Origin of the sequence: Archangium violaceum, assembly GCF_016859125.1 — a bacterium.
GTDB classification, from domain to species: Bacteria; Myxococcota; Myxococcia; order Myxococcales; family Myxococcaceae; genus Archangium; species Archangium violaceum_A.
Window position 1 is genome coordinate 3,411,308 of the sequence record NZ_CP069338.1, and the last position, 18,807, is coordinate 3,430,114.

Here is an 18,807-nt window from a genome sequence, read left to right on the forward strand (position 1 = left end):
GCATTTCTCAGCGGTACGTCCTCGAAGAAGAGGCTATCGCTGGGACCAGACGCTTTCTGGTCAGACAATGAACCAGCACCCAACCTGCGGGTCGCCCCATAGCCGTAGCACGCCAGATTGACGAAATTAGCGGCAATCGTCGCACTATTGGAGCCTGCTGTGCGTGATGTCAGTTGATATGAGAATCCGGCTTGATGTCCTTGAGTGCTGTCATTGGATGGCAGATTTCCAGCTTTGAGCTGAACAGACAAACGAGCGTGACGGAACAGGTTCAAAGCCGTTGAGCGCCTGCAGCAGGGTCGTCTTGCCTATGCCGTTGTTACCAAGAATGACCGTCCATCTCGCCGGACGTCCTTGGTCATCGGAGAGCTTCAGGGTTTGCTCGGGCCCGAAGCAGCGCACGTTCTTCAGGGTCAATGAAAGGAAGTACACGGGCAGGGGCTGAGAGGGTGCCTGCTTGCGTGAGCCAGCCCGTACGCGCTTGGGCTGCTGTGAGCTTCCCCGGCTTTTCGTGGCCATGTCGCTCCTCGAAGGGTGCCCACCTCGGCGCCAGATGCAGGCGGTGTACCACGAAGGTTGTACCTGCCCCATCCGGGTTGTGTGCTCCCTGACGGGGTGCGAACCTCTCCGCGCTCAGAGGGGGAACGCATGAACCAGGGCATCGAGCAGGAAGAGGCGGCGCTGTTCTCGGAGTGGAAGCAGCACCTCGCGCAGGGCAACCGCCGCTTCTACCCGGATGGGATGGCCAGGGGCTCGTCGTACTGGAACACCCATCCTCGGGTGCTCTTCCTCCTCAAGGAGGTCAACGCGGACGAGAACGCGGAGGCCTGGAACCTCTTCGACGTGGTGGGCGACGGTAGCATCGGCCCGACGTGGACCGTCATCTCCTATTGGACCCATGGCATCCACCAGGGCGGGCTTCCGTGGGAGTCCGTCCCCGCCTCGACCGTCCAGTCCCGGCGCGAGGCCATCTCGAAGATCGCCGTCGTCAATCTCAACAAGTGTGGCGGCAAGGCGACCAGCGTCGACTCGGAGATGTGGGCCGCCGCCTATCGGGACCGGCAGTTCCTCATCCGGCAGATCCGCCTCTACGCTCCCCACATCATCATCGCCTGTGGCGTCGGGGACATCGCCAAATCCATCCTCTTCGACGAGCACTGGAGCACCTGGGAAAAGACCTCGACGACACCGCCCATGTATTGGCTCCGTCCCAAAGCGCTCGACACCCTGCTCGTCTGGACGAGTCACCCACAGGCCCGGCGTCCACATTCCGAGATGTACAGAGAGGTCGTGGAGGGACTGCGCGAAATCAAGGCGCTCCCGGCTGGCCCCGTGTCCGTTCCTCCCTCGCCCTGAGGTGAACGGGAGACGGCGTCCGCGTCAGCGCGCCCAGAGCACGCCCTATTCCAGTGGCGGGGACGCGAAGGGCTCGGCGTGCACGAGGGCCTGGCCGGCGTGCACGCCCAATGCCTCCCAACGCTCGCCTTCGCGTCCGTATACCTCCAGCGTCTGTTTCAATGGGTCCACCATCCACAGGTGCCGCACGCCCTCGCGGGCGTAGACCTTCATCTTCTTCTCCCGGTCCAGCGCCGCCGTGGACGGAGAGAGCACCTCGCACACCCAGTCCGGCGCGAGCGTGAAGCCCACCACCTGCGGCATCTCCGGCATGCGCTCGCGGCGCCAGCCGGCCAGGTCCGGCACCAGCACGTCCTCTCCCACGTGCAGCTCGGGCTCGAAGAGGAGCAGCCAGCCTCCCGGTCCTCCCCTCCCCCGGTTGAACGGTCCGTGGAGCTCTCCGTAGATCGCTCCCTGTGCGAGTGCATGGAGCGAGGCCGGATGGGGACTCGTGTACAGCTCGCCGTCCACCAGCTCCGCCACGAGGTGGGGCGGCACCGCCTCCAGGTCCGCGTAGGTCTTCTTGCGTCTCGGGTCGCCACCCATGTCCACGGTGCTCCGCTGGTTTCAGGGTTCATGCCCGAAGGCTACACCCTACCGCTGACATCCGGCAGCCCCACATGTCCTTCGAGGTCACCCTCCGTCTCGTTGTCACGGCCCGGGCATGCGCGCGGGTGGCTGTCTCCCCCATCGGGCCACGGGTTGGAAGAACGGGCCTGGATACCCTCACCCCAACCCTCTCCCAGGGGGAGAGGGAGCATCCATCTCCTTCGCTCACCTCCCTGAAGGGATTAGAACCCGGGCCCCTCACACCCACCTGGAGTGACTCATGTCCGAGAAGACCGAGAAGAGCCCCGCCGCGCCCAAGTCCCCGCTCTCGCGCGCCGCCGACCGCGCCCGCATCCCCACCGAGTCCCAGCAGCACCCGCTCAACCCCCGCTCGGAGATTCACGGCCACTCACTCAGCGACCTCGTGGGCCTGCGCCGCACCGGCGTGCACCTGCTCCGCATCCCTCCCGGCAAGGAGTCCTTCATCTTCCACTCGCACCAGCTCGAGGAGGAGTGGATGTACGTGCTGTCCGGCCGCGGCATCGCGGAGATCGCCGACGCGCAGCATGAGGTGGGCCCCGGTGACTTCCTCGGCTTCCCCACCCCGTCCGTCGGGCACCACCTGCGCAACCCCTTCTCCGAGGACCTCGTCTACCTCTCCGGCGGCGAGCGGCGCGAGATGGAGGTCGCCGACTTCCCTCGCGACAACAAGCGCATGGTCCGCGTCGGTCGCACCGTCTCCCTCTGCCCGCTCGACACGGTGGAGTCCTTCACCCTCCCCGAGCAGAAGTGAGCCGCTCTACTGGCTCCGCGGGATGGAGGGGGACTGGTGCCGCCGCTGCCGCTCCTGCTGCTCCTGCTGCCGCGCCTCCTCCTCGGCGATCATCGCGCCGCCCACCACCGCCGCCGCGCCGTTGCCCGTGCTCGCCTGCGCGTCCCTCGGCTCGCACACGCACCCGGCCGAGCTGCTGATGATGACCACCGCGGAGAGCTTCATGTCCAAATCGTTGCAGTGCGCCACGCACTCGGTGGCGCGCTCCTTCGGGACCGCGAATTGCGTGGCCTTCTTCGTGATGCAGCCGGCGGACAGCAGGCACGTCAGGAGCAACAAGGTCTTTTTCATATAGGAGTCCCCCAGCAGGGAGGCCCCTGTCTCTCCCGAGGTTCACGCCGCGTCAAGGCAGGGTGCGTCGGAGGTCCAGCAACCCGCCGCGGAGCGCTCACGGGTGAGCGTTTCTCGAGGGGGGAGGATTACCGCCGGGTCCCATCCAACGCTACGCTCGTCCCGTGGGGTTCCCCTCCGCTTCGGAGGCGCCGCGCGCAGAAGGGGGAGCTGCTTGTCCATGTCCGCTTTCCGGAGACGCCTCGGCGTCCTCCTCACGTCGCTCCTGCTCCTCTCGGGGGCGGCGCCACCCGTGGCTCCGGCGCCCCCGCCGTCCGCCCCGGCGCCCCGGCGGATGCGCGTGGTGTTCCTCGACGCGCTGCCGGACAACCCCTTCCGGCGCAACGTCGTGGGCGCCATGCGGGCCGCCGCGAATGATCTCGGCATCGACTTCGTCGACTCCGTCATCGCCCAGTGGCCGGGCGAAATGCTCGAGCAGGTGCGCCGGTTGGTGAGCGGGCGCGAGCGCCCCGACTACCTCATCACCTCCATCCACCGCGGCATCGGCACCCGCGTCCTGGAGATCGCCGAGCAGGCCCGCGTCCCGGTGTTCATCATCAACTCGGGGCTGCGGCCCGAGGATGAAAAGCGCGTCGGCGGGCCGCGCGAGCTCTTCACGTGGTGGATTGGCCAGATGCTGCCGGACGACCTGGGGGCGGGGGAGCGGCTGGCGTGGCTCCTTTTCGAGGCGGCCCGGGCGCGCGGGCCCTCCCCGGACGCGCCGGTCCGGCTCGTCGCGCTCGAGGGGCCCCGGCGCGATACCTCCGCCATCCTCCGCAACGAGGGGCTGGGCCTGGCCCTCTCGAAGTGGAAGGGCGCCGAGCTCCTCCAGAGCGTCACCGCCTCCTGGCTGGGGGACGAGGCCCGGCGCAAGACGTTCCTCCTGATGCGCCGCTTCCCGGAGGTCCAGGTCGTCTGGGCCGCCAGTGATGACATGGCGCTGGGGGCGGCGCGGGGAATCGAGGACGCGGGCCGCCGCCCGGGCGTGGACGTGCTGGTGGGGGGCATCGACTGGACGCCCCAGGCGCTCCAGGCCGTGCGCGAGGGCACGCTGGAGACGAGCCTCGGCGGGCACTTCCTGGAAGGGGCCTGGGCCCTGGTGCTCCTCCACGACCACCACCAGGGGCTCGACTTCGCCTCCGAGCGGCTCGACTGGCGCACGCCATTCCACCCCCTCACGCGCGCCAACGTCGCGGCCTACCAGGACGTGCTCGCCCGGCCCGACTGGGAGGCATTCGACTTCCGGGCCTTCTCGAAAGCAGCCAACCCCCGCCTGAAGCACTACGATTTCTCCCTCCAGACCTTGTTCGCGCAGCGGCATGGCCGACTGCCGGGCGGACCCTTGGACACGAATGCAACCCCCCGCCCTCCACCGCACGAGCACGAACCCTGAGCCGCATGCGCCGCCGGAGCGCGGGCCGGGCTCCCCCTGGGGCTCGCGGTGGCTGCACTCGGGCAACCGGCTCGGCCGCCGGCTGCTCCTCTACATCCTGCTCTTCAGCGCCGCCGTCAGCCTGTTGGGCACGCTGGTGCAGCTCGTCACCGACTACCAGCGCGAGGTGCGGGAGCTCGAGGCGCGCTTCGAGCAGATCCGCTCCAGCTACGCCCAGAGCATCGCCGAGAGCCTCTGGTCGCTGGACGAGGAGCACCTGCGCATCCAGCTCGAGGGCATCACCACGCTGCCGGGCATCGCGCTCGCGGAGGTGGACAGCGCGCTGGGCACCCACTACACGGCCGGCGACGGCGCGCGACGCGAGCTCACCCGCGACTTCCCGCTCCACCGCGGCGCGCTCTTCCTCGGGACGCTCCGCGTGGGCGCCACCCTGGAGGACATCCAGTCCCAGCTGGGCAGCCGGGTGCTCGTCATCCTCGCGACCGAGGCGGGCAAGACGCTCTTCTTCGCCCTCTTCGCCTTCATCCTCTTCCAGCGGCTGGTGACGCAGCACCTGGCCACCATGGCGGCCTACACGCGGGGCCTGGACACCGAGCACCTGGACGCCCCCCTGGTGCTGCGGCGCGCGGTGACGGACGGGCTGCGCCAGGACGAGCTGGACGAGGTGAGCGCGGCCATCAACGAGATGCGCGAGTCGCTGCGCAAGGAGCTGGAGGAGCGCCAGCGCACCGAGGCGGCCTCCGCCTTCCTCGCCGAGGCCGGTGGGGTGCTGCTGGAGTCGCTGGATTTGGAGAAGGTGCTGCCCCGCATCGCCTCCGTGTGCGTGGGCACCCTGGCCGACTGGTGCGTCATCGACCTGGTGGAGGAGGGGGAGCTGCGCCGGGTGAGTGGGGCGCACATGGACGTGTCGAAGACGCCGCTGCTCGAGGAGCTCCAGCGGCGCTACCCTCCCGGCCCGGACTCGAAGGTGCCGGCGGCCGTGGCCATGCGCACCGGCAGGTGGGTGCTGGAGCCGCACCTCACGCAGGACTCGCTGCGCTCGGTGTGCGTGGACGACGAGCACTTCCGGCTCGCGTGGAGGCTGGGCCTGCGGAGCCTGCTGACGGTGCCGCTGGTGGCCCGGGGGCACGCGCTGGGCGCCATCACCTTCGCCGCCGCCGAGCCGGGACGCTACGGGCCCGCCGAGCTCGCGCTGGCCGAGGAGCTGGCGCGGCGCGCGGCCATCGCCATCGACAACGCGCGGCTCTACCGCCAGGCGGAGCAGGCGCTGCGGCTGCGCGAGACGTTCCTGTCGGTGGCCGGGCACGAGCTGCGCACGCCCCTGTTGCCGCTCCAGCTGCGGTTGCAGAGCCTGCTGCGCCGCGGCCGGAGCGGGGCCCCGTTGACGCCGGAGATGCTGCTCGCGGAGCTGTCCGCCGCCGAGTGGCAGACGCGGCGGCTCGGGTTGCTGGTGGATCAACTGCTGGACGTGTCCCACCTGCTCGCGGGCCACGCGCTGGTGCCGCGGCGCAAGCGGGTGGACCTGTGCGAGGTGGTGGCGGGCGTGCTCGAGGGGCTGCAGCGGCAGATAACGGCCAGCGGCTCCGCGGTGGTGCGCGAGCTGCGGTGCCCGGCGGTCGGCGAGTGGGACCCGCGCCGGCTGGAGCTGGTGGTGTCGGGCCTGGTGCAGAACGCGGTGAAGTTCGGCCAGGGCAGGCCCATCGACATCCGTGTGACGCCTCGGGACGGCGCGGTGTGCCTCGTGGTGAGGGACCGGGGCATGGGCATGTCGCAGAGCGAGCTGGAGCACATCTTCGACCCGTTCAGCCGCGGGGTGCCGGAGCAGCACTTCGGGGGGCTGGGGATCGGCCTCTACCTCACGCGCCAGGTGGTGCGGGCCCATGGGGGCACCATCTCCGTGGAGAGCCGGCCGGGGGAGGGGGCCACCTTCACGGTGGAGCTGCCGGTGGGCGAGGTGTCGGGCGAGGCCGCCTGAGGGGCGCTCCGGCCCACCACGCGGCTTGCCTTCCCGGGTGCTCCGCGTGAGAAGTGAGGCACCACGCGGGGACGCCCCTGTCGCCCGCTCGCCTTCCTTCCTGCCGACATGAATCTCCGGTACGACGTCATCGTGGTGGGGCTCGGCCACGCGGGCTGCGAGGCCGCCCTGGCCTGCGCGCGCATGGGCCTGTCCACCCTGGGCCTCACCCTCAAGCGCGAGCGCGCCGCCGTCATGAGCTGCAACCCCGCCGTGGGCGGCACCGCCAAGGGCCACCTGGTGCGCGAGTTGGACGCGCTCGGCGGGGAGATGGCCCGCGCGGCGGACCTCGCGGGCACGCACTTCAAGACGCTGAATGCCTCGAAGGGGCCGGCCGTGCAGGCCACCCGCGTGCTGTGCGACCGCGAGGCCTACGCGCGCACCCTGCAGTCCGTGCTGTGGGCCCAGCCGAACCTCACCGTGCACGAGGCCGAGGTGTCCTCCGTGGTGGCCGAGGGCGGACGCGTGGCGGGCGTGGTGCTCGGGGACGGCACGCAGGTGGCGGCGCGCGCGGTGCTGCTCACCACGGGCACCTTCCTCCAGGCGCTCATGCACGTGGGCGAGAAGAAGGAGGTGGGCGGACGGCTCGGCGACGAGGCGGCGAAGGGGCTGTCGGACTCGCTGCGCTCGCTCGGCTTCTCGCTGGGCCGCTTCAAGACGGGCACGCCCGCGCGCCTCCTGCGCGACAGCATCGACTGGGCCGCGCTCGAGCCCCAGCCCGGAGACTTCCCCCCGCGTCCGCTGTCGCTGCGCACGAAGTGGACGCTCGGCTCCACGTCCTTCCCGTGCCAGCCCGCCGTCACGTGCGCGCTCACGTACACCACCGCGGAGACGCACCGGATTCTGCGCGACAACATCCACCGCTCACCGCTGTTCCAGGGGGAAATCGTCGGACGGGGCCCGCGCTACTGCCCGTCGCTGGAGGACAAGGTGGTGCGCTTCTCCGCGCGCGAGCGGCACCTGGTGTTCCTCGAGCCCGAGGGCCCCGACTCGCCGCTGGTGTACCCCGCGGGCCTGTCCACGAGCATGCCGGCCGAGGTGCAGCTCGAGTTCCTGCGCACGCTGCCGGGCCTGGAGAAGGTGGAGGTGGCGCGCTTCGGCTACGCGGTGGAGTACGACTACGCGCCGCCCACTCAGCTGAAGGAGACGCTGGAGACGAAGGCGATCGAGGGCCTCTACTTCGCCGGACAGCTCAACGGGACGAGCGGCTACGAGGAGGCGGCCTTCCAGGGGCTGTACGCGGGGATTCAGGCCGGGCTGAAGGTGAAGGGCGAGCCGGCGCTGGTGCTCGGGCGGGACGAGGCGCACGGGGCCGTGTTGGTGGACGAGCTGGTGACGAAGGGGGTGGACGAGCCCTTCCGCATGTTCACGAGCCGCTCGGAGCACCGGCTGAAGCTGCGCGAGGGGAACGCGGACCTGCGGCTGGCGAAACACGGGGCGAGGGTGGGGCTGGTGTCGCGCGAGGTGCTGGAGCGGGTGGAGGCGCGGGGGAGGGCGGTGGCGGAGGAGGTGGCGCGGCTCAAGCGCACGGGACTGGCGGCGCGGCTGAAGCGGCCCGAGGTGACGTACGCGGCGCTGGCGGCGGAGAAGCCGGAGGGCTGGCCCGCGCTGGCGCCGGACGTGGTGGAGGAGGTGGAGGTGGAGGTGAAGTACGAGGGCTACATCGTCATGGCGGAGCGGACGGCGGCGAGGGAGGCGGAGGCGTGGGACGGGTGGAGGATTCCGGGGGACTTCTCGTACGCAGGGGTGAGAGGACTGTCGGCGGAGGCGGTGGAGAAGCTGGAGAAGGTGCGGCCGGCGACGGTGGGGCAGGCGAGGCGGATTCCGGGGCTGACGCCGGCGGCGTTCTCCTTGCTGCTCGTGGCGCTCAAGCGTGGCGGGCTGGGGGGCGCCGGAGGCCCTCGCGAGTGCGGTGTCTGATCGCACAGGGGGGTGTGGACAAGGTGTGGGCAAGTCTGGAGAAGCCCAAGGTGTGAATCATTTCAAGGGGTTGAGACCCCGAGCAGGGAGGGCCGGCTGTGGATAACGCGCGCTTCGCCGATCAGATTCAGCAGGGGTGCCGGGCGTTGGGGGTGACGGTGGGGGAGGACGTGCCGGCGAGGCTGCACCGGCTGATGGGCGAGCTGTTGAAGTGGAACGCGAAGGTGAACCTGACGGCGATAACGGCGGAGGAGGAGGTGTTGGAGAAACACTTCCTGGACTCGCTGGCGGTGCTGCCGGAGGTGGAGGGGGCGGGGAGCGTGCTGGACGTGGGAGCGGGAGCGGGGTTCCCGGGGCTGCCACTGAAGATGGCGAGGCCGTCGTTGTCGGTGACGATGGTGGACGCGGTGGGGAAGAAGGTGGGGTACCTGAAGGCGGTGGTGGTGGTGGCGGGGCTGGGGCTGACGGGGACGAAGGCGGTGCACACGCGCGCCGAGGGCAAGCCGGACGCGGAGGGCCTGCCGAGGGCGGACCGGGTGATCGCCCGCGCCTTCATGGACCTCCCGGACTGGCTGGACCTGGCGCCGGCGTACCTGGCGCCGGGAGGGCACGTGGTGGCGATGCTGGGCAAGGCGCAGGGCGAGGACGAGCTGCGAGCGCAGGCGGAGAAGCGGGGCCTCTCGCTGGTGTCGGCGAGGGCGTACCGGCTGCCGTTCTCGGGAGCGGAGCGGCAGGTGGCGGCGTTCGCGAAGCGGGAGTGAGCCGGGCCTCCTCCCCTCTCTGGGAGGGGAGGAGGGAGGACCGGGCTCGGAAACGAGGAGCCCGGTGGCTCCGTGCTCGGCGAGTCAGCTCACCGCCGCCGACGCAGCTGCTCGGAGCGCTCCATCACGTTCAGGACCCGCCATGTGACGGCGAGCATGAACAGTACGAGCACCACGGAGAGGAAGACGAGCACATCGACGGGCTCGAGCGAGGACGACGCGAGCTCGCTCGCCACGGTGATGATTGAGGATGGTTCCATGCGTAACCGACTCCTTGATTATTGAGGAGCGCACGCGGGGTTTTCGACGCGTGTCCGCCGCAGGCGCTCCGTGGGTTGGCTCCCCTTGGCGGTTGGGAGTTGCCGGAAGGTAGGCATTCGGTCCGGAGCGAAGAACCCTGGAGGGGATGCACCCTGGGGAAGAGTCTTGTTCATCGGAGGGCAGGCGCGATGCGCGCCCTGGCCAGGATGTTCGAGCGCCGCGTACCGTCGCGGAACGGGTTCAAACGCATGCACCCAATTGACTACAGCGCGCGCGGTGCGCATCCATTCCGTAGAGGAATCGGGAATCGGGGCAGACTCCAAGCGAAGCGGGAAACTGGAATCGGAGCGGACTCCAAGAGAAACAGGAAACAGGACTGAGAGCGGACTCCCGCGAAGTCGAAGGGGCCTGCTCGTTCTGTGGATGGATGGACTTTCGACGCGTGTCCGCTCAGGCGGTCACGACCCAGAGAGGCGCTCGCTTGGCGGCGGGCGCCTCTCGCCTTTTTGGGGGCGTGAGCGGAACGCCTCGTCCAGTCGCGCGGGGTCTACCAGGAGGTCGGGTGGGGGATGATGGACCCACGACCATGGGGAGAGCTCCCTCATACCTTCATGGAGCCACCGGACCTGCAGGAGCAGGTGCCGGAGGGACGGGGGGTGGCGAGGTGGGGGAAGACTCGGCCGGAGGTGGAGGCGCGGGGGCGGGGGCCGACGGTGGTGTCGGCGCGGGCGTATCGGCTCCCGGACTCGGGGGCGGAGCGGCGGGTGGCGGCGTTTGCTCGGGAGGAGGAGGTGGGCTGGAGGGGGTAGGGGCGGCGGAGGTGTCCTCCTCGGGAGGGTAGGGGGCCTCCGCCACCACTTCGCCCTGGGGGGTGACGGCATACAAGTACCAGCCGTCGAGTACGCGCACGTACGGGCCTCCGCACCGATCGAAGCGCTGAATGACCTTCACGTAATAGAGACCCGGGGTCGGGCCCGTGAAGACGGCGACATTCAGTCCCTGCTCGGGGCTGGAGCATCCCGTGAAGAGGTTTGGAAACGGGTTGGTCCGCACCATCTCGCGCACAGCAGCTGCTGCGGCGAGCGCGGCGCCTGCCTCGAAGGAGGGGACGCGGAGTTGGGCCGAGCGCTCATCCGGCCACTGGACCTCCCCCTTCCACGCGGAGGCGGGCACGGCGCATCCCCAGAGCACCGCCGTGAGTACTGCGAGCGCACATGCCTTCATCATTTCTCTCCTGAAACCGCTCCGGGCCACGGGTGCTCTGGGAGCAGGGGATTGCATACTGTCGCCCATGCTCGGCCCCTATTCGGGCAACAACCGCAGAGGTTCCTCGCTGCATTGTGGGCCGGTGCCGAGGCTGTTTTCTCCGCGTGGGGCACAGCGACCCAAGGAGATCCAACGAGCCTTTCCCTGGCTCCACTGTTGGACTTCGCCCGTGGGGAAGTAGCGCAGGAAGAGGCGAGTGCCGTCCTGGCGCTCCGCTACCAGCGCCGAGGCCATCTCGATGGCCGTCTTTCCGTGGACGGCCGGCGCCGGATTGCCCGGAACCAGGCGGACTTCCGCCATGGCCACATAGGGGTTGAACGCGTCCGTGGGCCATGCGCCAAGGTCGAGTGAGGAGGGCACCGCGCCGCACGGGTGGTTGTGGATATAGCCCACGACCCACACCTGCGAGGCGGGGTAGTCCTCGTCCTTCACGACGAAGAACGGGTTGCATCGGTTGTGGGTTCCCGTGAGGGGCTCGGTGACGCGCCAGGAGAGGGAATCGGCATTTCCGGTGACATACACCGTCGAGCAGTACTCGGTGGACAGGCCGGGGATGGGCCGATTCGTCATGGGGTCACACACCCTGGCACCCGGGCGCCTGAGGAGCGCATCGGCCACGTCCTTGAGCAGGCTGATGGGAATGGAGGTGTCTCCCGTGGGCATCTCCACCGCGGGCACCTCCAACCACGGCCCTCGGGCGAGGGTGGCGTCCGCTGCGGAGGGCGCGTGTGAGGAGGGAGTGGTGCAACCCAATGCGAGCAGGAGGAGCGGAACCACGGACCTCATGAGAGTTCCACGCTCATGGACGGCGCGATGAAGGACACGGAGAACCCCCTGTCCGCCATTGTGCCATGGAGAGAGACGCCCAGCGTCGGTCCCGTGTGCGCGAACTGGCGCGGTGAGCGCGGAGCCAGGGGTCGAGTACCCCAGCCAGGTCGTGTCTGCTCCGTTCGCGAAGCGGGAGTAGCGGGGGAGGGGAGGGATGCTCCCACGTTGAGCCCGCGCGAGGCCCCCTCTCCCTCTGATCGAGGGGGGGCGGGTCTACGCCCTTCTACCGGCGACGACGCCGGGTCCTGGGAGGAGCGCGCCTGCGGCTGAGCAGGAGCCAGACGACGGCCATGAGGAACATGACCAGGGATACGGCGATGAAGTTGACGACCTGGGCGGACCCGGCGGTGCGCGCGATACCCGAGGCCACTTCGGCGAGTCGCAGGATGGCTTCCATCTTCATCCCCCCTCTCGAGGTGAAGGAGCACCCGCGCGGACCCCGTGGGCCCGAGAGGGCGCTCGATGTCGAGCTCCGAGAGACGGGAAGTTGGGCACGGGCCCCGGAGGGTGAACCTGTGCGAGGCCTCCCCTCATGGCACGGGGCCTTGCAGTGTGTCCCAGGTCCTACAGCTTGCACCGGGGCGTGGAGGAGGGGGCGGCTCCACGGACACGGACAGCGTGGTGCGGTTGTTGGATGAGTCCGATTCCGGTCGCGCACAGCCGGTGGACAGCTCCTGCACGAGCCCTCCGGGCTCGGAGACCTTCAACACGCTCGTGAAGGTGGCCGAGGAACCCGGAGGCCGCGCGCCCCAGGAAGCCAGAGGAGGGGGCCCGAGCGCCTCTCCGAGTCGGCACGAGACCCTGTTGCCCGTGACGACCCCGTCGGAACGTGCTCGGGAGCGCCAAGATGAGTGACGTCCGAGTGGCTTCGCGCGTGCCGATGTTCGCCACCGTCACGGGCCAGGTGCGGAGCGCGCCCACGGGAACCAGGGAGGGCGAGGACACCGCCGTCACCCGGTTTCCATCCGTGTCCTCCTGAGCGGTGTTGGGCACATGGGGCAGTTGTCCCAGAGGGCGCGCCCCCCGTCCTCGTCGGAGTCCCGGGTCGCGGAACGCCTCCCTCGGGGACTCCGCCGTCGGGCCGTCCCCACAACCACCGGCTCGAACCAGGGGCGGCTGCGCTGGGGGCGGGGAGCCCGTCCCCGGGGACGCGAAGGGGAGCCAGGGCATCAGGAGCAGTCGGGGTCCATGGAGCACCGAGCCTCGAGGTGCGTGGCGGGGTCAGCCGCTGCCTCCGGGGCGGAGATGCCGCCGCTCGGACCGCTACCGGCGACGAGCGGGTCGTGGGCGGATGGCGCGGGACCGCGCCAGCGGTCTGGCCGGCAGGCTGGACGGGGCCGCCTGTAGCCGAGGATGTCCCGGCGTGCCCGGGCGTGTTCCACGTGGAACAGGAGTCCAGAGGAGGGCTCCGGCCTGGCCGAAACCCGGCACAAGGGCAGCTCCGCCGGAGATGCCTCCGGACGGCGTGCCCCTCCACGCCCCGGGCCCCGGAGGTCCCCCTTCGCGGAAGCATGTTCCACGTGGAACAAGGAAGAGAGGACGGGCGTCCCGGGGCAGGTGGGCTGTTCCACGTGGAACGTGGGAGCGATGCCGGGCGGTGTGCTCCCCCGCGGTGCCCGCTGGAGGAGCCGCCTCTCGGCTCCGTCCCCGGGCGCCTGGGCTCCCCCGCGCGCGCGTGTTTCACGTGGAACAGGGCAGAAGGGGAGGGCGCCTTCGGGCAGGGGGCTGTTCCACGTGGAACACGGAGGAGGGGAAGGAGGCCTTCAGGTCGGGGACTGTTCCACGTGGAACGTCGGTCCGAGCATCCTGCCTGGAGCATCGGAGCTGGGACCACACCCGGTTCCCGGAGAGGCTCCCTGGCTGGAGCGTGTTCCACGTGGAACGTCGATTCGAGCTCTTCGCCCGGGTCTTCCGCGATGCCGCCCGGTCCCCTGGTTCTGGAGGCCCTCGCAGCGGAAGCGTGTTCCACGTGGAACGAGAGGGAGGGGAGGGCGCCTTCGATCAGAGCCTGTTTCACGTGGAACGACGATCCGTGCGCGCAGCCACGGTCTTCCGGGGTGACGCTCCGCATGTCTGGTTCTGGAGGCCCCCGTAGGGGCTGGGGAGGAGAGGGGGGCTCCCGGCGGAGCTCTGTTCCACGTGAAACGTCCGCCCCGTGCGTGCCGCCCGAGTCCTTCAAAACGCAGCTCCGTCTCCCTGTTCTGGCACCTGTCTGCTCCCCGTAGCGGAAGCGTGTTCCACGTGGAACGAGGCGGAAGGGGAGGGCGCTTCCCGGCGGGGCTCTGTTCCACGTGGAACGTCGGCCCGTGCGTGCGCCGTCCGGCGCTTCCGGGACGCCGCTCCGCGTCCCTGTACCCGAGGACCTCCGCGGCGAAAGCGTGTCCGGCGAGGAACGAGGAGGGGGAGGGCGCCTTCCGGCGGTCGGAGCCTGTTCCTCGTGGAGCAGTGCCGGGGCGAGTGAGGGGGCGGGCGTCTTTCAGGCGGAGTCGCGTTCCACGTGGAACCGCCAGGCCGGGGGGGCTGGCTCCGGGGGGCGTGTCTGGAGCTGGAGCGCCATCCGCGAACGCGTGTTCCTCGTGGAACAGGGGGGCGTCATGTGCCGGCAGACCCTGTCAGGAGATGTTTCTCGCGGCGTGCTCGTTCGGAGGGGGCCTGCTCTCCGGTTCGTGCCCGGTGCTCGGGTTCCTTCCGCGAACACGTGTTCCACGTGGAACGGGCGCTGGCGGCCGCGGTCCCCGCGGTGGAGCCCCAGGGGCGGCGGGATGGGACCGGGCCTCGTGGAGGGTCCGCCCGGTGGGGTGGCTCACGGGGCGGCTCCGGTACTCCAGTCCTCGGGTTCTTGTCGTGCCCCTCCCTCGAACGCGTGTTCCACGTGGAACGCGGACCCTCGCTTTTCCACCCGGTACCCTCACCCAGGCCCTCTCCCGGGGGGAGAGGGAGGGGGTTCTCGGGGTCCTCGAGCCTCCTGGCTCGGCGCGGGGATGTCAGGCAGGCAGGCTAGAAGGCTGATCCGGTCGCGGACTGGATCAGCCGGCGATTTGATGGATCAATGCGGATCCGGTAGCTGCCTCCCCCGCAGAGCCCCCGGGTACTTCCCGGGGCGTCGCAAGGATGGGCCACGTGGGTCGAATCATCTGTATCTCCAACCAGAAGGGCGGCGTCGGCAAGACGACCACCGCCATCAACCTCTCCGCGAGCCTCGCCGCCGCCGAGCGCAAGGTGCTCCTCGTCGACATGGACCCCCAGGGCAATGCCGGCAGCGGGCTCGGGCTCAAGCGCGACCAGCTCCAGGGCACCGTCTATGACGCCCTCCTCGGAGGGCGCCCCATGAGCGAGCTGCTCCACCCCACCGAGCTGCGCTTCCTCCAGGTGGTCCCCGCCACCCCGGACCTCACCGGCGCCGAGGTCGAGCTCGTCAACCAGGAGCGGCGCGAGTACCGCCTCCGCGACGCGCTCCGTCCGCTCGCCGAGCAGTACGACTACATCCTCATCGACTGCCCGCCGTCGCTCGGTCTGCTCACGCTCAACTCGCTCATCGCCGCGGACTCCGTCCTCATCCCGCTGCAGTGCGAGTACTACGCGCTCGAGGGCCTCTCCCAGCTCAACCACACCATCGACCTGGTGAAGCAGGCCTTCAATCCCGGCCTGACGATGGAGGGCATCCTCCTCACCATGTTCGACTCGCGCGCCAACATCGCCAACCAGGTCGTCGCGGACGTGCGCGAGTTCTTCAAGGAGCAGGTCTTCACGTCCGTCGTCCCGCGCAACGTGCGCCTGTCCGAGTGCCCGTCCTTCGGCAAGCCCATCCTGCTCTACGACATCAAGTCCAAGGGCTGTGAGAGCTACCTGGCGCTCGGCCGCGAAATCATGCAGCGCGAGCCCAACCCGCCCCCCGCTCGGAAGGTGGCGTAGTGCCCGGCCCGGCCGCCGCCTGCATCCTTATATAGGCGCGGGCCGCCGGGTCAGCGGGTTCCCCAGGTCCACCCGCTTCCGCCGTGAAGGACCTGTCCGCCCGGGTGCTCCCCGGGCTGGTGATGCCGGGCTCGCCCGGCGGAGACGACGCAGTGGTGAATGGTGACAAGCAGAAGCGGGCGTTGGGCCGTGGCCTCTCCGCCCTCATCCCCCAGGCGGCTCCTCCTCCCGCGGCCGCCGCGGCCGCCGCGGCCGTGGTGCTCCCGGCCGAGCCCGCCGCTCCTCCCAAGGGCAGTGTCCTCAAGCTCCCCATCGAGGCCATCAAACGCGACACGCTCCAGCCGCGCCGCCACTTCGACGAGGAGAAGCTGCGCGAGCTCACCGAGTCCATCAAGGCGCAGGGCGTCCTGCAGCCGGTGCTCGTGCGCAAGGACTCCGAGGGCTACAAGCTCATCGCCGGTGAGCGTCGCTGGCGCGCCTCGCAGCTCGCCGGCCTCCATGAGATTCCCGCCATCGTCCGCGAGGTCACCGAGGTCGAGGCCTTCGAGCTCGCCCTGGTGGAGAACCTCCAGCGCGCGGACCTCAACCCCATGGAAGAGGCCGAGGGTTATCACCGGCTCGTCGAGGAGTTCGGCCTCACCCAGGACCAGGTGGCCCAGCGCGTTGGCAAGGAGCGCTCCACCGTGGCCAACGCCCTGCGGCTGCTCGGCCTGCCGGACGAGGTGAAGCGCATGGTGGCCGAGGGCAACCTCAGCGCCGGCCATGCCCGCGCGCTGCTCGGCGTGCCCCGCATCCCGGAGATGACGGAGCTGGCCGCCCAGGTCGCCGCCCGCAAGCTCAGCGTGCGTGACACCGAGAAGCTCGTCCAGCAGGCCAAGGGCAGCGCCAAGGCGGGCAAGGACTCCGCCACCCCGAAGAAGCCGAGCCCCCAGGTGAAGTCCCTGGTAGAGGAGCTCCAGCGGGTGCTCGGTACGAAAGTGCGCCTGGTGGAGAAGGGCAGCGGAAAAGGGACCATCGAGGTCGATTACTTCTCGTACGATGACCTCGACCGCATCCTGAAGGTACTCAGGAAGGAGTAGCGCGTGGCGCTCCTCGGCAAAAAAGAAGAGAAAACCAACGTACCGCTTCTAGGTGGCAGACGGGAGGATGAATCCGTGGCAACGCGTCCGGGTGAGGTTCACACGCTGCTCGGTAAGGGCAGTGAGTTCGAGGGGAAGCTCACCTTCGAGGGGCAGGTTCGCATCGACGGCAAGTTCAACGGGCAGATCTTCACCAAGGACGTGCTCGTCATCGGTGATGGCGCTCGCGTCCAGGCGGAGATCAACGCCGGCACCGTCATCATCAACGGCACCGTGGAGGGCAACGTGCGCGCGTCCCAGCTCATCGAGCTGCACGCCCCCGCGCGCGTGAAGGGCAACCTCGAGTCGCCCGCGCTCACCATGGATCGCGGCGTCATCTTCGAGGGCACCAGCAAGATGGAGAACCTCGGCAAGGGGGGGAGCACCCCGCCGCCTCCGGGTGGAGAGGGCAAGAAGTAGTGCGCCCCGCCGTGCGCCAGCATGCCCGCGCCGCCCTGGTGGCGCTCGCCGTGCTGGCGACCGGCTGTGGTGGGTGCAAGGAGCGGCAGCAGGGGGAGCCGCCCGCCGGAGCCGAGGGGCCCGAGGCCCGGCCCGCGACTCCTCGCCGCGTGGGGGTGAAGGTCCCCATGCCCACCGGGTGGACGGCCCAGGTGGCGCGGGATGGCAGCTTCCAGTTCGGTCCTCCCGGCCACCCCGTGCTGCGCGTGGACCTGCGTTCCGGCCAGGGGGACTCGCTGCCCGCGCCCGAGGCGCTCGTGGAGATGATGGGCGGCTCCTTCCAGGACTTCGAGCGCACCGTGGAGCAGCAGCAGGGCGGCTCGGACTTCTCGCTCGTGCGGGTGTCGCTCTCGTCGAAGCTCTCGGATGGGGGCATGGGCTCGCGCTACCCCGCGCTCTTCGGTGCCCGGCGCGTGGAGGATGACCTCTTCCTGTGCGCCACCTTCCCCGGCGTCACCGAAGGCGAGGTGGACCTGGCCACCGAGGCCTGCCGCGGCATCGAGTTCCAACAGCAGCGCTGAGCGGGGGTCGCCCCAAAGACATCGGGCGCCACGACCAGGAGCCCCATGCTCTCCGGCCGCGCGCCCGATGAATCCCCCCTGCTCACACCAGGGAGTCGGCCCTTCCCCCCGGACGGCCGGCGCTCTGGTGGATATGTGAAAGTCTTCAACGCCCTGCTCACCAACGGAGGCGTGAACGTCCGGGGATATGCGCGGGTTTTTCGCGCGGAATCTCTTCTGAATCTCTTCTGGGAGACGGGCCCGAGACTCCAGGGAGAGGTGGGAGGCGTCAGCGCTTGAGGGCCAGCGAGAGCGCGAAGTCGCCGGCCGCGTCCGTCCAGCGCTCCACCAGGTGCAGTCCCGCCGCCGCCAGCTCCGCCTCCACCTGCTCCACGCGGAACTTGCAGCTCACCTCCGTGCGCAACACCCCGCCCTCGGCGAAGTTCACGTAGCGCTCCAGCGCGGGCAGCCGCACCGCCTGCGGCCTCGTGGAGATGAGCCGCATCTCCACCCAGCCGTTCTCCTCGTCGAAGGGCGCCAGGTGCTCGAAGGCCTCGGGCTCGAAGTCCGCCCCCAGCTCGCGGTTGAGCACGTTCAGCACGTTGCGGTTGAAGGCCGCCGTCACCCCCGCCCTGTCGTTGTACGCCTCGAAGAGCCGCCGCCGGCACTTGAGCAGATCCGTTCCCAACAGCAGCCCCTCGCCCGGCGCCAGTCCCTCCGCCAGCTCCGCGTAGAAGCGCGCCCGCTCGGCCGGCTTCAGGTTGCCGATGGTGCCTCCCAGGAAGGCCACCAGCCTCCGGCCTCCCCTGGGCAGCCGCCCCAGGTGCCGCTCGAAGTCTCCCACCACCGCGTGCACGTGCAGTCCCGGGTACTCGTTCGCCACCGCCTCCGCCGACTGCCGCAGGAAGGCCTCGCTCACGTCGAAGGGCACGAAGCGCGTGAGCCTCCCCGTCCCCCGCATCGCGTCCAGCAGCAGCCGCGTCTTCTCGCTGCTCCCACTGCCCAGTTCGATCAGCGTCTCCGCCCCGCTCGCCCGCGCGATGTCCGCCGCGTGCGCCAGGAGAATCTCCCGCTCGCACCGCGTGGGGTAGTACTCCGGCAGCCGCGTAATCTCCTCGAAGAGCTGACTGCCTCGCTCGTCATAGAGCCACCGGGGTGACAGCTCCCGGGGGTTGCGCTCGCCGCACAGTCCGGCCAGCACCTCCGCGCGCAGCGCCCGTTGCGCATCCCCCGGCCGGACGTGCACCTCCATCGTCACCAGGGACTCGT

19 protein-coding genes are annotated in these 18,807 nt (G+C 69.9%); 11 read left to right on the plus strand and 8 right to left on the minus strand.

Annotation, left to right across the window (positions count from 1 at the left end):
- Window positions 1-210: 210 nt before the first annotated feature.
- Window positions 211-519: an ATP-binding protein gene (locus tag JQX13_RS14650; RefSeq protein ID WP_203409635.1), complete on the minus strand. Its 309-nt coding sequence runs from the start codon at window positions 517-519 to the stop codon at window positions 211-213.
- A 129-nt stretch (window positions 520-648) separates the two neighbouring features.
- Between JQX13_RS14650 and JQX13_RS14655 the strand changes: the two genes are divergently transcribed.
- The gene (locus JQX13_RS14655) at window positions 649-1,356 is read left to right on the plus strand and encodes a hypothetical protein (RefSeq protein WP_203409636.1); all 708 of its coding nucleotides are present in this window, start codon (window positions 649-651) and stop codon (window positions 1,354-1,356) included.
- Window positions 1,357-1,401: 45 nt separating this feature from the next.
- On the opposite strand, the gene JQX13_RS14660 is transcribed toward JQX13_RS14655, so the two are convergent.
- Entirely contained in the window at window positions 1,402-1,941 is a 540-nt protein-coding gene (locus JQX13_RS14660; RefSeq protein ID WP_203409637.1) for a Uma2 family endonuclease, read from the minus strand.
- A 283-nt stretch (window positions 1,942-2,224) separates the two neighbouring features.
- Between JQX13_RS14660 and JQX13_RS14665 the strand changes: the two genes are divergently transcribed.
- Entirely contained in the window at window positions 2,225-2,737 is a 513-nt protein-coding gene (locus JQX13_RS14665; protein ID WP_203409638.1) for a cupin domain-containing protein, read from the plus strand.
- Between the two features lie 6 nt (window positions 2,738-2,743).
- Here the strand turns inward: JQX13_RS14665 and JQX13_RS14670 are convergent, their stop codons facing one another.
- Entirely contained in the window at window positions 2,744-3,067 is a 324-nt protein-coding gene (locus tag JQX13_RS14670) for a hypothetical protein (protein ID WP_203409639.1), read from the minus strand.
- A gap of 220 nt (window positions 3,068-3,287) precedes the next feature.
- On the opposite strand from JQX13_RS14670, the gene JQX13_RS14675 reads away from it, so the two are divergent.
- The 4 genes from JQX13_RS14675 to rsmG all read left to right on the plus strand — a co-directional run bounded on the left by JQX13_RS14675 (window position 3,288) and on the right by rsmG (window position 9,194).
- Window positions 3,288-4,499 carry an ABC transporter substrate-binding protein gene (locus tag JQX13_RS14675; RefSeq protein ID WP_203409640.1) on the plus strand — a complete coding sequence of 404 codons (1,212 nt, stop codon included), beginning with the start codon at window positions 3,288-3,290 and terminating at the stop codon, window positions 4,497-4,499.
- Window positions 4,459-6,474: an ATP-binding protein gene (locus JQX13_RS14680; RefSeq protein WP_203409641.1), complete on the plus strand. Its 2,016-nt coding sequence runs from the start codon at window positions 4,459-4,461 to the stop codon at window positions 6,472-6,474. The genes JQX13_RS14675 and JQX13_RS14680 overlap by 41 nt, the downstream gene beginning before the upstream one ends.
- Window positions 6,475-6,582: 108 nt before the next feature.
- On the plus strand, window positions 6,583-8,433 hold the full coding sequence (gene mnmG, locus JQX13_RS14685) for a tRNA uridine-5-carboxymethylaminomethyl(34) synthesis enzyme MnmG (RefSeq protein ID WP_203409642.1): 1,851 nt from the start codon (window positions 6,583-6,585) through the stop codon (window positions 8,431-8,433).
- A 98-nt stretch (window positions 8,434-8,531) separates the two neighbouring features.
- A complete protein-coding gene (rsmG, locus tag JQX13_RS14690; protein ID WP_203409643.1) occupies window positions 8,532-9,194 on the plus strand; it encodes a 16S rRNA (guanine(527)-N(7))-methyltransferase RsmG in 663 nt (220 codons plus the stop codon).
- Between the two features lie 89 nt (window positions 9,195-9,283).
- Here the strand turns inward: rsmG and JQX13_RS14695 are convergent, their stop codons facing one another.
- The 4 genes from JQX13_RS14695 to JQX13_RS14710 all read right to left on the minus strand — a co-directional run bounded on the left by JQX13_RS14695 (window position 9,284) and on the right by JQX13_RS14710 (window position 11,952).
- Window positions 9,284-9,454, minus strand: a complete 171-nt coding sequence (locus tag JQX13_RS14695) for a hypothetical protein (protein WP_203409644.1) — start codon at window positions 9,452-9,454, stop codon at window positions 9,284-9,286.
- Window positions 9,455-10,064: 610 nt separating this feature from the next.
- Entirely contained in the window at window positions 10,065-10,682 is a 618-nt protein-coding gene (locus JQX13_RS14700) for a hypothetical protein (RefSeq protein WP_203409645.1), read from the minus strand.
- A 75-nt stretch (window positions 10,683-10,757) separates the two neighbouring features.
- Window positions 10,758-11,507, minus strand: a complete 750-nt coding sequence (locus tag JQX13_RS14705) for a hypothetical protein (RefSeq protein ID WP_239014754.1) — start codon at window positions 11,505-11,507, stop codon at window positions 10,758-10,760.
- Between the two features lie 265 nt (window positions 11,508-11,772).
- Window positions 11,773-11,952: a hypothetical protein gene (locus JQX13_RS14710; RefSeq protein ID WP_203409646.1), complete on the minus strand. Its 180-nt coding sequence runs from the start codon at window positions 11,950-11,952 to the stop codon at window positions 11,773-11,775.
- A gap of 444 nt (window positions 11,953-12,396) precedes the next feature.
- Here JQX13_RS14710 and JQX13_RS55370 point away from each other — a divergent pair, with 444 nt between their 5' ends.
- From JQX13_RS55370 to JQX13_RS14730, 5 genes are all read left to right on the plus strand, one after another.
- Window positions 12,397-12,528 (plus strand): hypothetical protein, encoded by a 132-nt coding sequence (locus tag JQX13_RS55370; protein WP_275424995.1) that lies wholly within the window; start codon window positions 12,397-12,399, stop codon window positions 12,526-12,528.
- 2,132 nt (window positions 12,529-14,660) lie between these two features.
- Window positions 14,661-15,461, plus strand: a complete 801-nt coding sequence (locus tag JQX13_RS14715; protein ID WP_430384176.1) for a ParA family protein — start codon at window positions 14,661-14,663, stop codon at window positions 15,459-15,461.
- 152 nt (window positions 15,462-15,613) lie between these two features.
- Complete coding sequence (locus JQX13_RS14720; RefSeq protein ID WP_203412029.1) at window positions 15,614-16,540, plus strand: ParB/RepB/Spo0J family partition protein; 927 nt, start codon at window positions 15,614-15,616, stop codon at window positions 16,538-16,540.
- A 3-nt stretch (window positions 16,541-16,543) separates the two neighbouring features.
- Window positions 16,544-16,999 carry a bactofilin BacM gene (gene bacM, locus JQX13_RS14725; protein ID WP_203409648.1) on the plus strand — a complete coding sequence of 152 codons (456 nt, stop codon included), beginning with the start codon at window positions 16,544-16,546 and terminating at the stop codon, window positions 16,997-16,999.
- Window positions 17,000-17,010: 11 nt separating this feature from the next.
- On the plus strand, window positions 17,011-17,559 hold the full coding sequence (locus tag JQX13_RS14730; RefSeq protein WP_203409649.1) for a hypothetical protein: 549 nt from the start codon (window positions 17,011-17,013) through the stop codon (window positions 17,557-17,559).
- A 268-nt stretch (window positions 17,560-17,827) separates the two neighbouring features.
- On the opposite strand, the gene egtD is transcribed toward JQX13_RS14730, so the two are convergent.
- Entirely contained in the window at window positions 17,828-18,790 is a 963-nt protein-coding gene (egtD, locus tag JQX13_RS14735; protein ID WP_430384205.1) for an L-histidine N(alpha)-methyltransferase, read from the minus strand.
- Between the last annotated feature and the right edge of the window lie 17 nt (window positions 18,791-18,807).

What these genes read in the sequence shown, in the direction of transcription:
- mnmG (WP_203409642.1), top strand. Translation starts at nt 6,583, where the DNA reads ATGAATCTCCGGTACGACGTCATCGTGGTGGGGCTCGGCCACGCGGGC.
- JQX13_RS14715 (WP_430384176.1), top strand. Translation starts at nt 14,661, where the DNA reads ATGGGCCACGTGGGTCGAATCATCTGTATCTCCAACCAGAAGGGCGGC.
- JQX13_RS14705 (WP_239014754.1), bottom strand. Translation starts at nt 11,507, where the DNA reads ATGAGGTCCGTGGTTCCGCTCCTCCTGCTCGCATTGGGTTGCACCACT.
- egtD (WP_430384205.1), bottom strand. Translation starts at nt 18,790, where the DNA reads ATGGAGGTGCACGTCCGGCCGGGGGATGCGCAACGGGCGCTGCGCGCG.
- JQX13_RS14655 (WP_203409636.1), top strand. Translation starts at nt 649, where the DNA reads ATGAACCAGGGCATCGAGCAGGAAGAGGCGGCGCTGTTCTCGGAGTGG.
- JQX13_RS55370 (WP_275424995.1), top strand. Translation starts at nt 12,397, where the DNA reads ATGAGTGACGTCCGAGTGGCTTCGCGCGTGCCGATGTTCGCCACCGTC.
- JQX13_RS14675 (WP_203409640.1), top strand. Translation starts at nt 3,288, where the DNA reads ATGTCCGCTTTCCGGAGACGCCTCGGCGTCCTCCTCACGTCGCTCCTG.
- JQX13_RS14710 (WP_203409646.1), bottom strand. Translation starts at nt 11,952, where the DNA reads ATGAAGATGGAAGCCATCCTGCGACTCGCCGAAGTGGCCTCGGGTATC.
- JQX13_RS14660 (WP_203409637.1), bottom strand. Translation starts at nt 1,941, where the DNA reads ATGGGTGGCGACCCGAGACGCAAGAAGACCTACGCGGACCTGGAGGCG.
- JQX13_RS14700 (WP_203409645.1), bottom strand. Translation starts at nt 10,682, where the DNA reads ATGATGAAGGCATGTGCGCTCGCAGTACTCACGGCGGTGCTCTGGGGA.
- JQX13_RS14650 (WP_203409635.1), bottom strand. Translation starts at nt 519, where the DNA reads ATGGCCACGAAAAGCCGGGGAAGCTCACAGCAGCCCAAGCGCGTACGG.
- JQX13_RS14665 (WP_203409638.1), top strand. Translation starts at nt 2,225, where the DNA reads ATGTCCGAGAAGACCGAGAAGAGCCCCGCCGCGCCCAAGTCCCCGCTC.
- JQX13_RS14680 (WP_203409641.1), top strand. Translation starts at nt 4,459, where the DNA reads ATGCAACCCCCCGCCCTCCACCGCACGAGCACGAACCCTGAGCCGCAT.
- JQX13_RS14670 (WP_203409639.1), bottom strand. Translation starts at nt 3,067, where the DNA reads ATGAAAAAGACCTTGTTGCTCCTGACGTGCCTGCTGTCCGCCGGCTGC.
- JQX13_RS14695 (WP_203409644.1), bottom strand. Translation starts at nt 9,454, where the DNA reads ATGGAACCATCCTCAATCATCACCGTGGCGAGCGAGCTCGCGTCGTCC.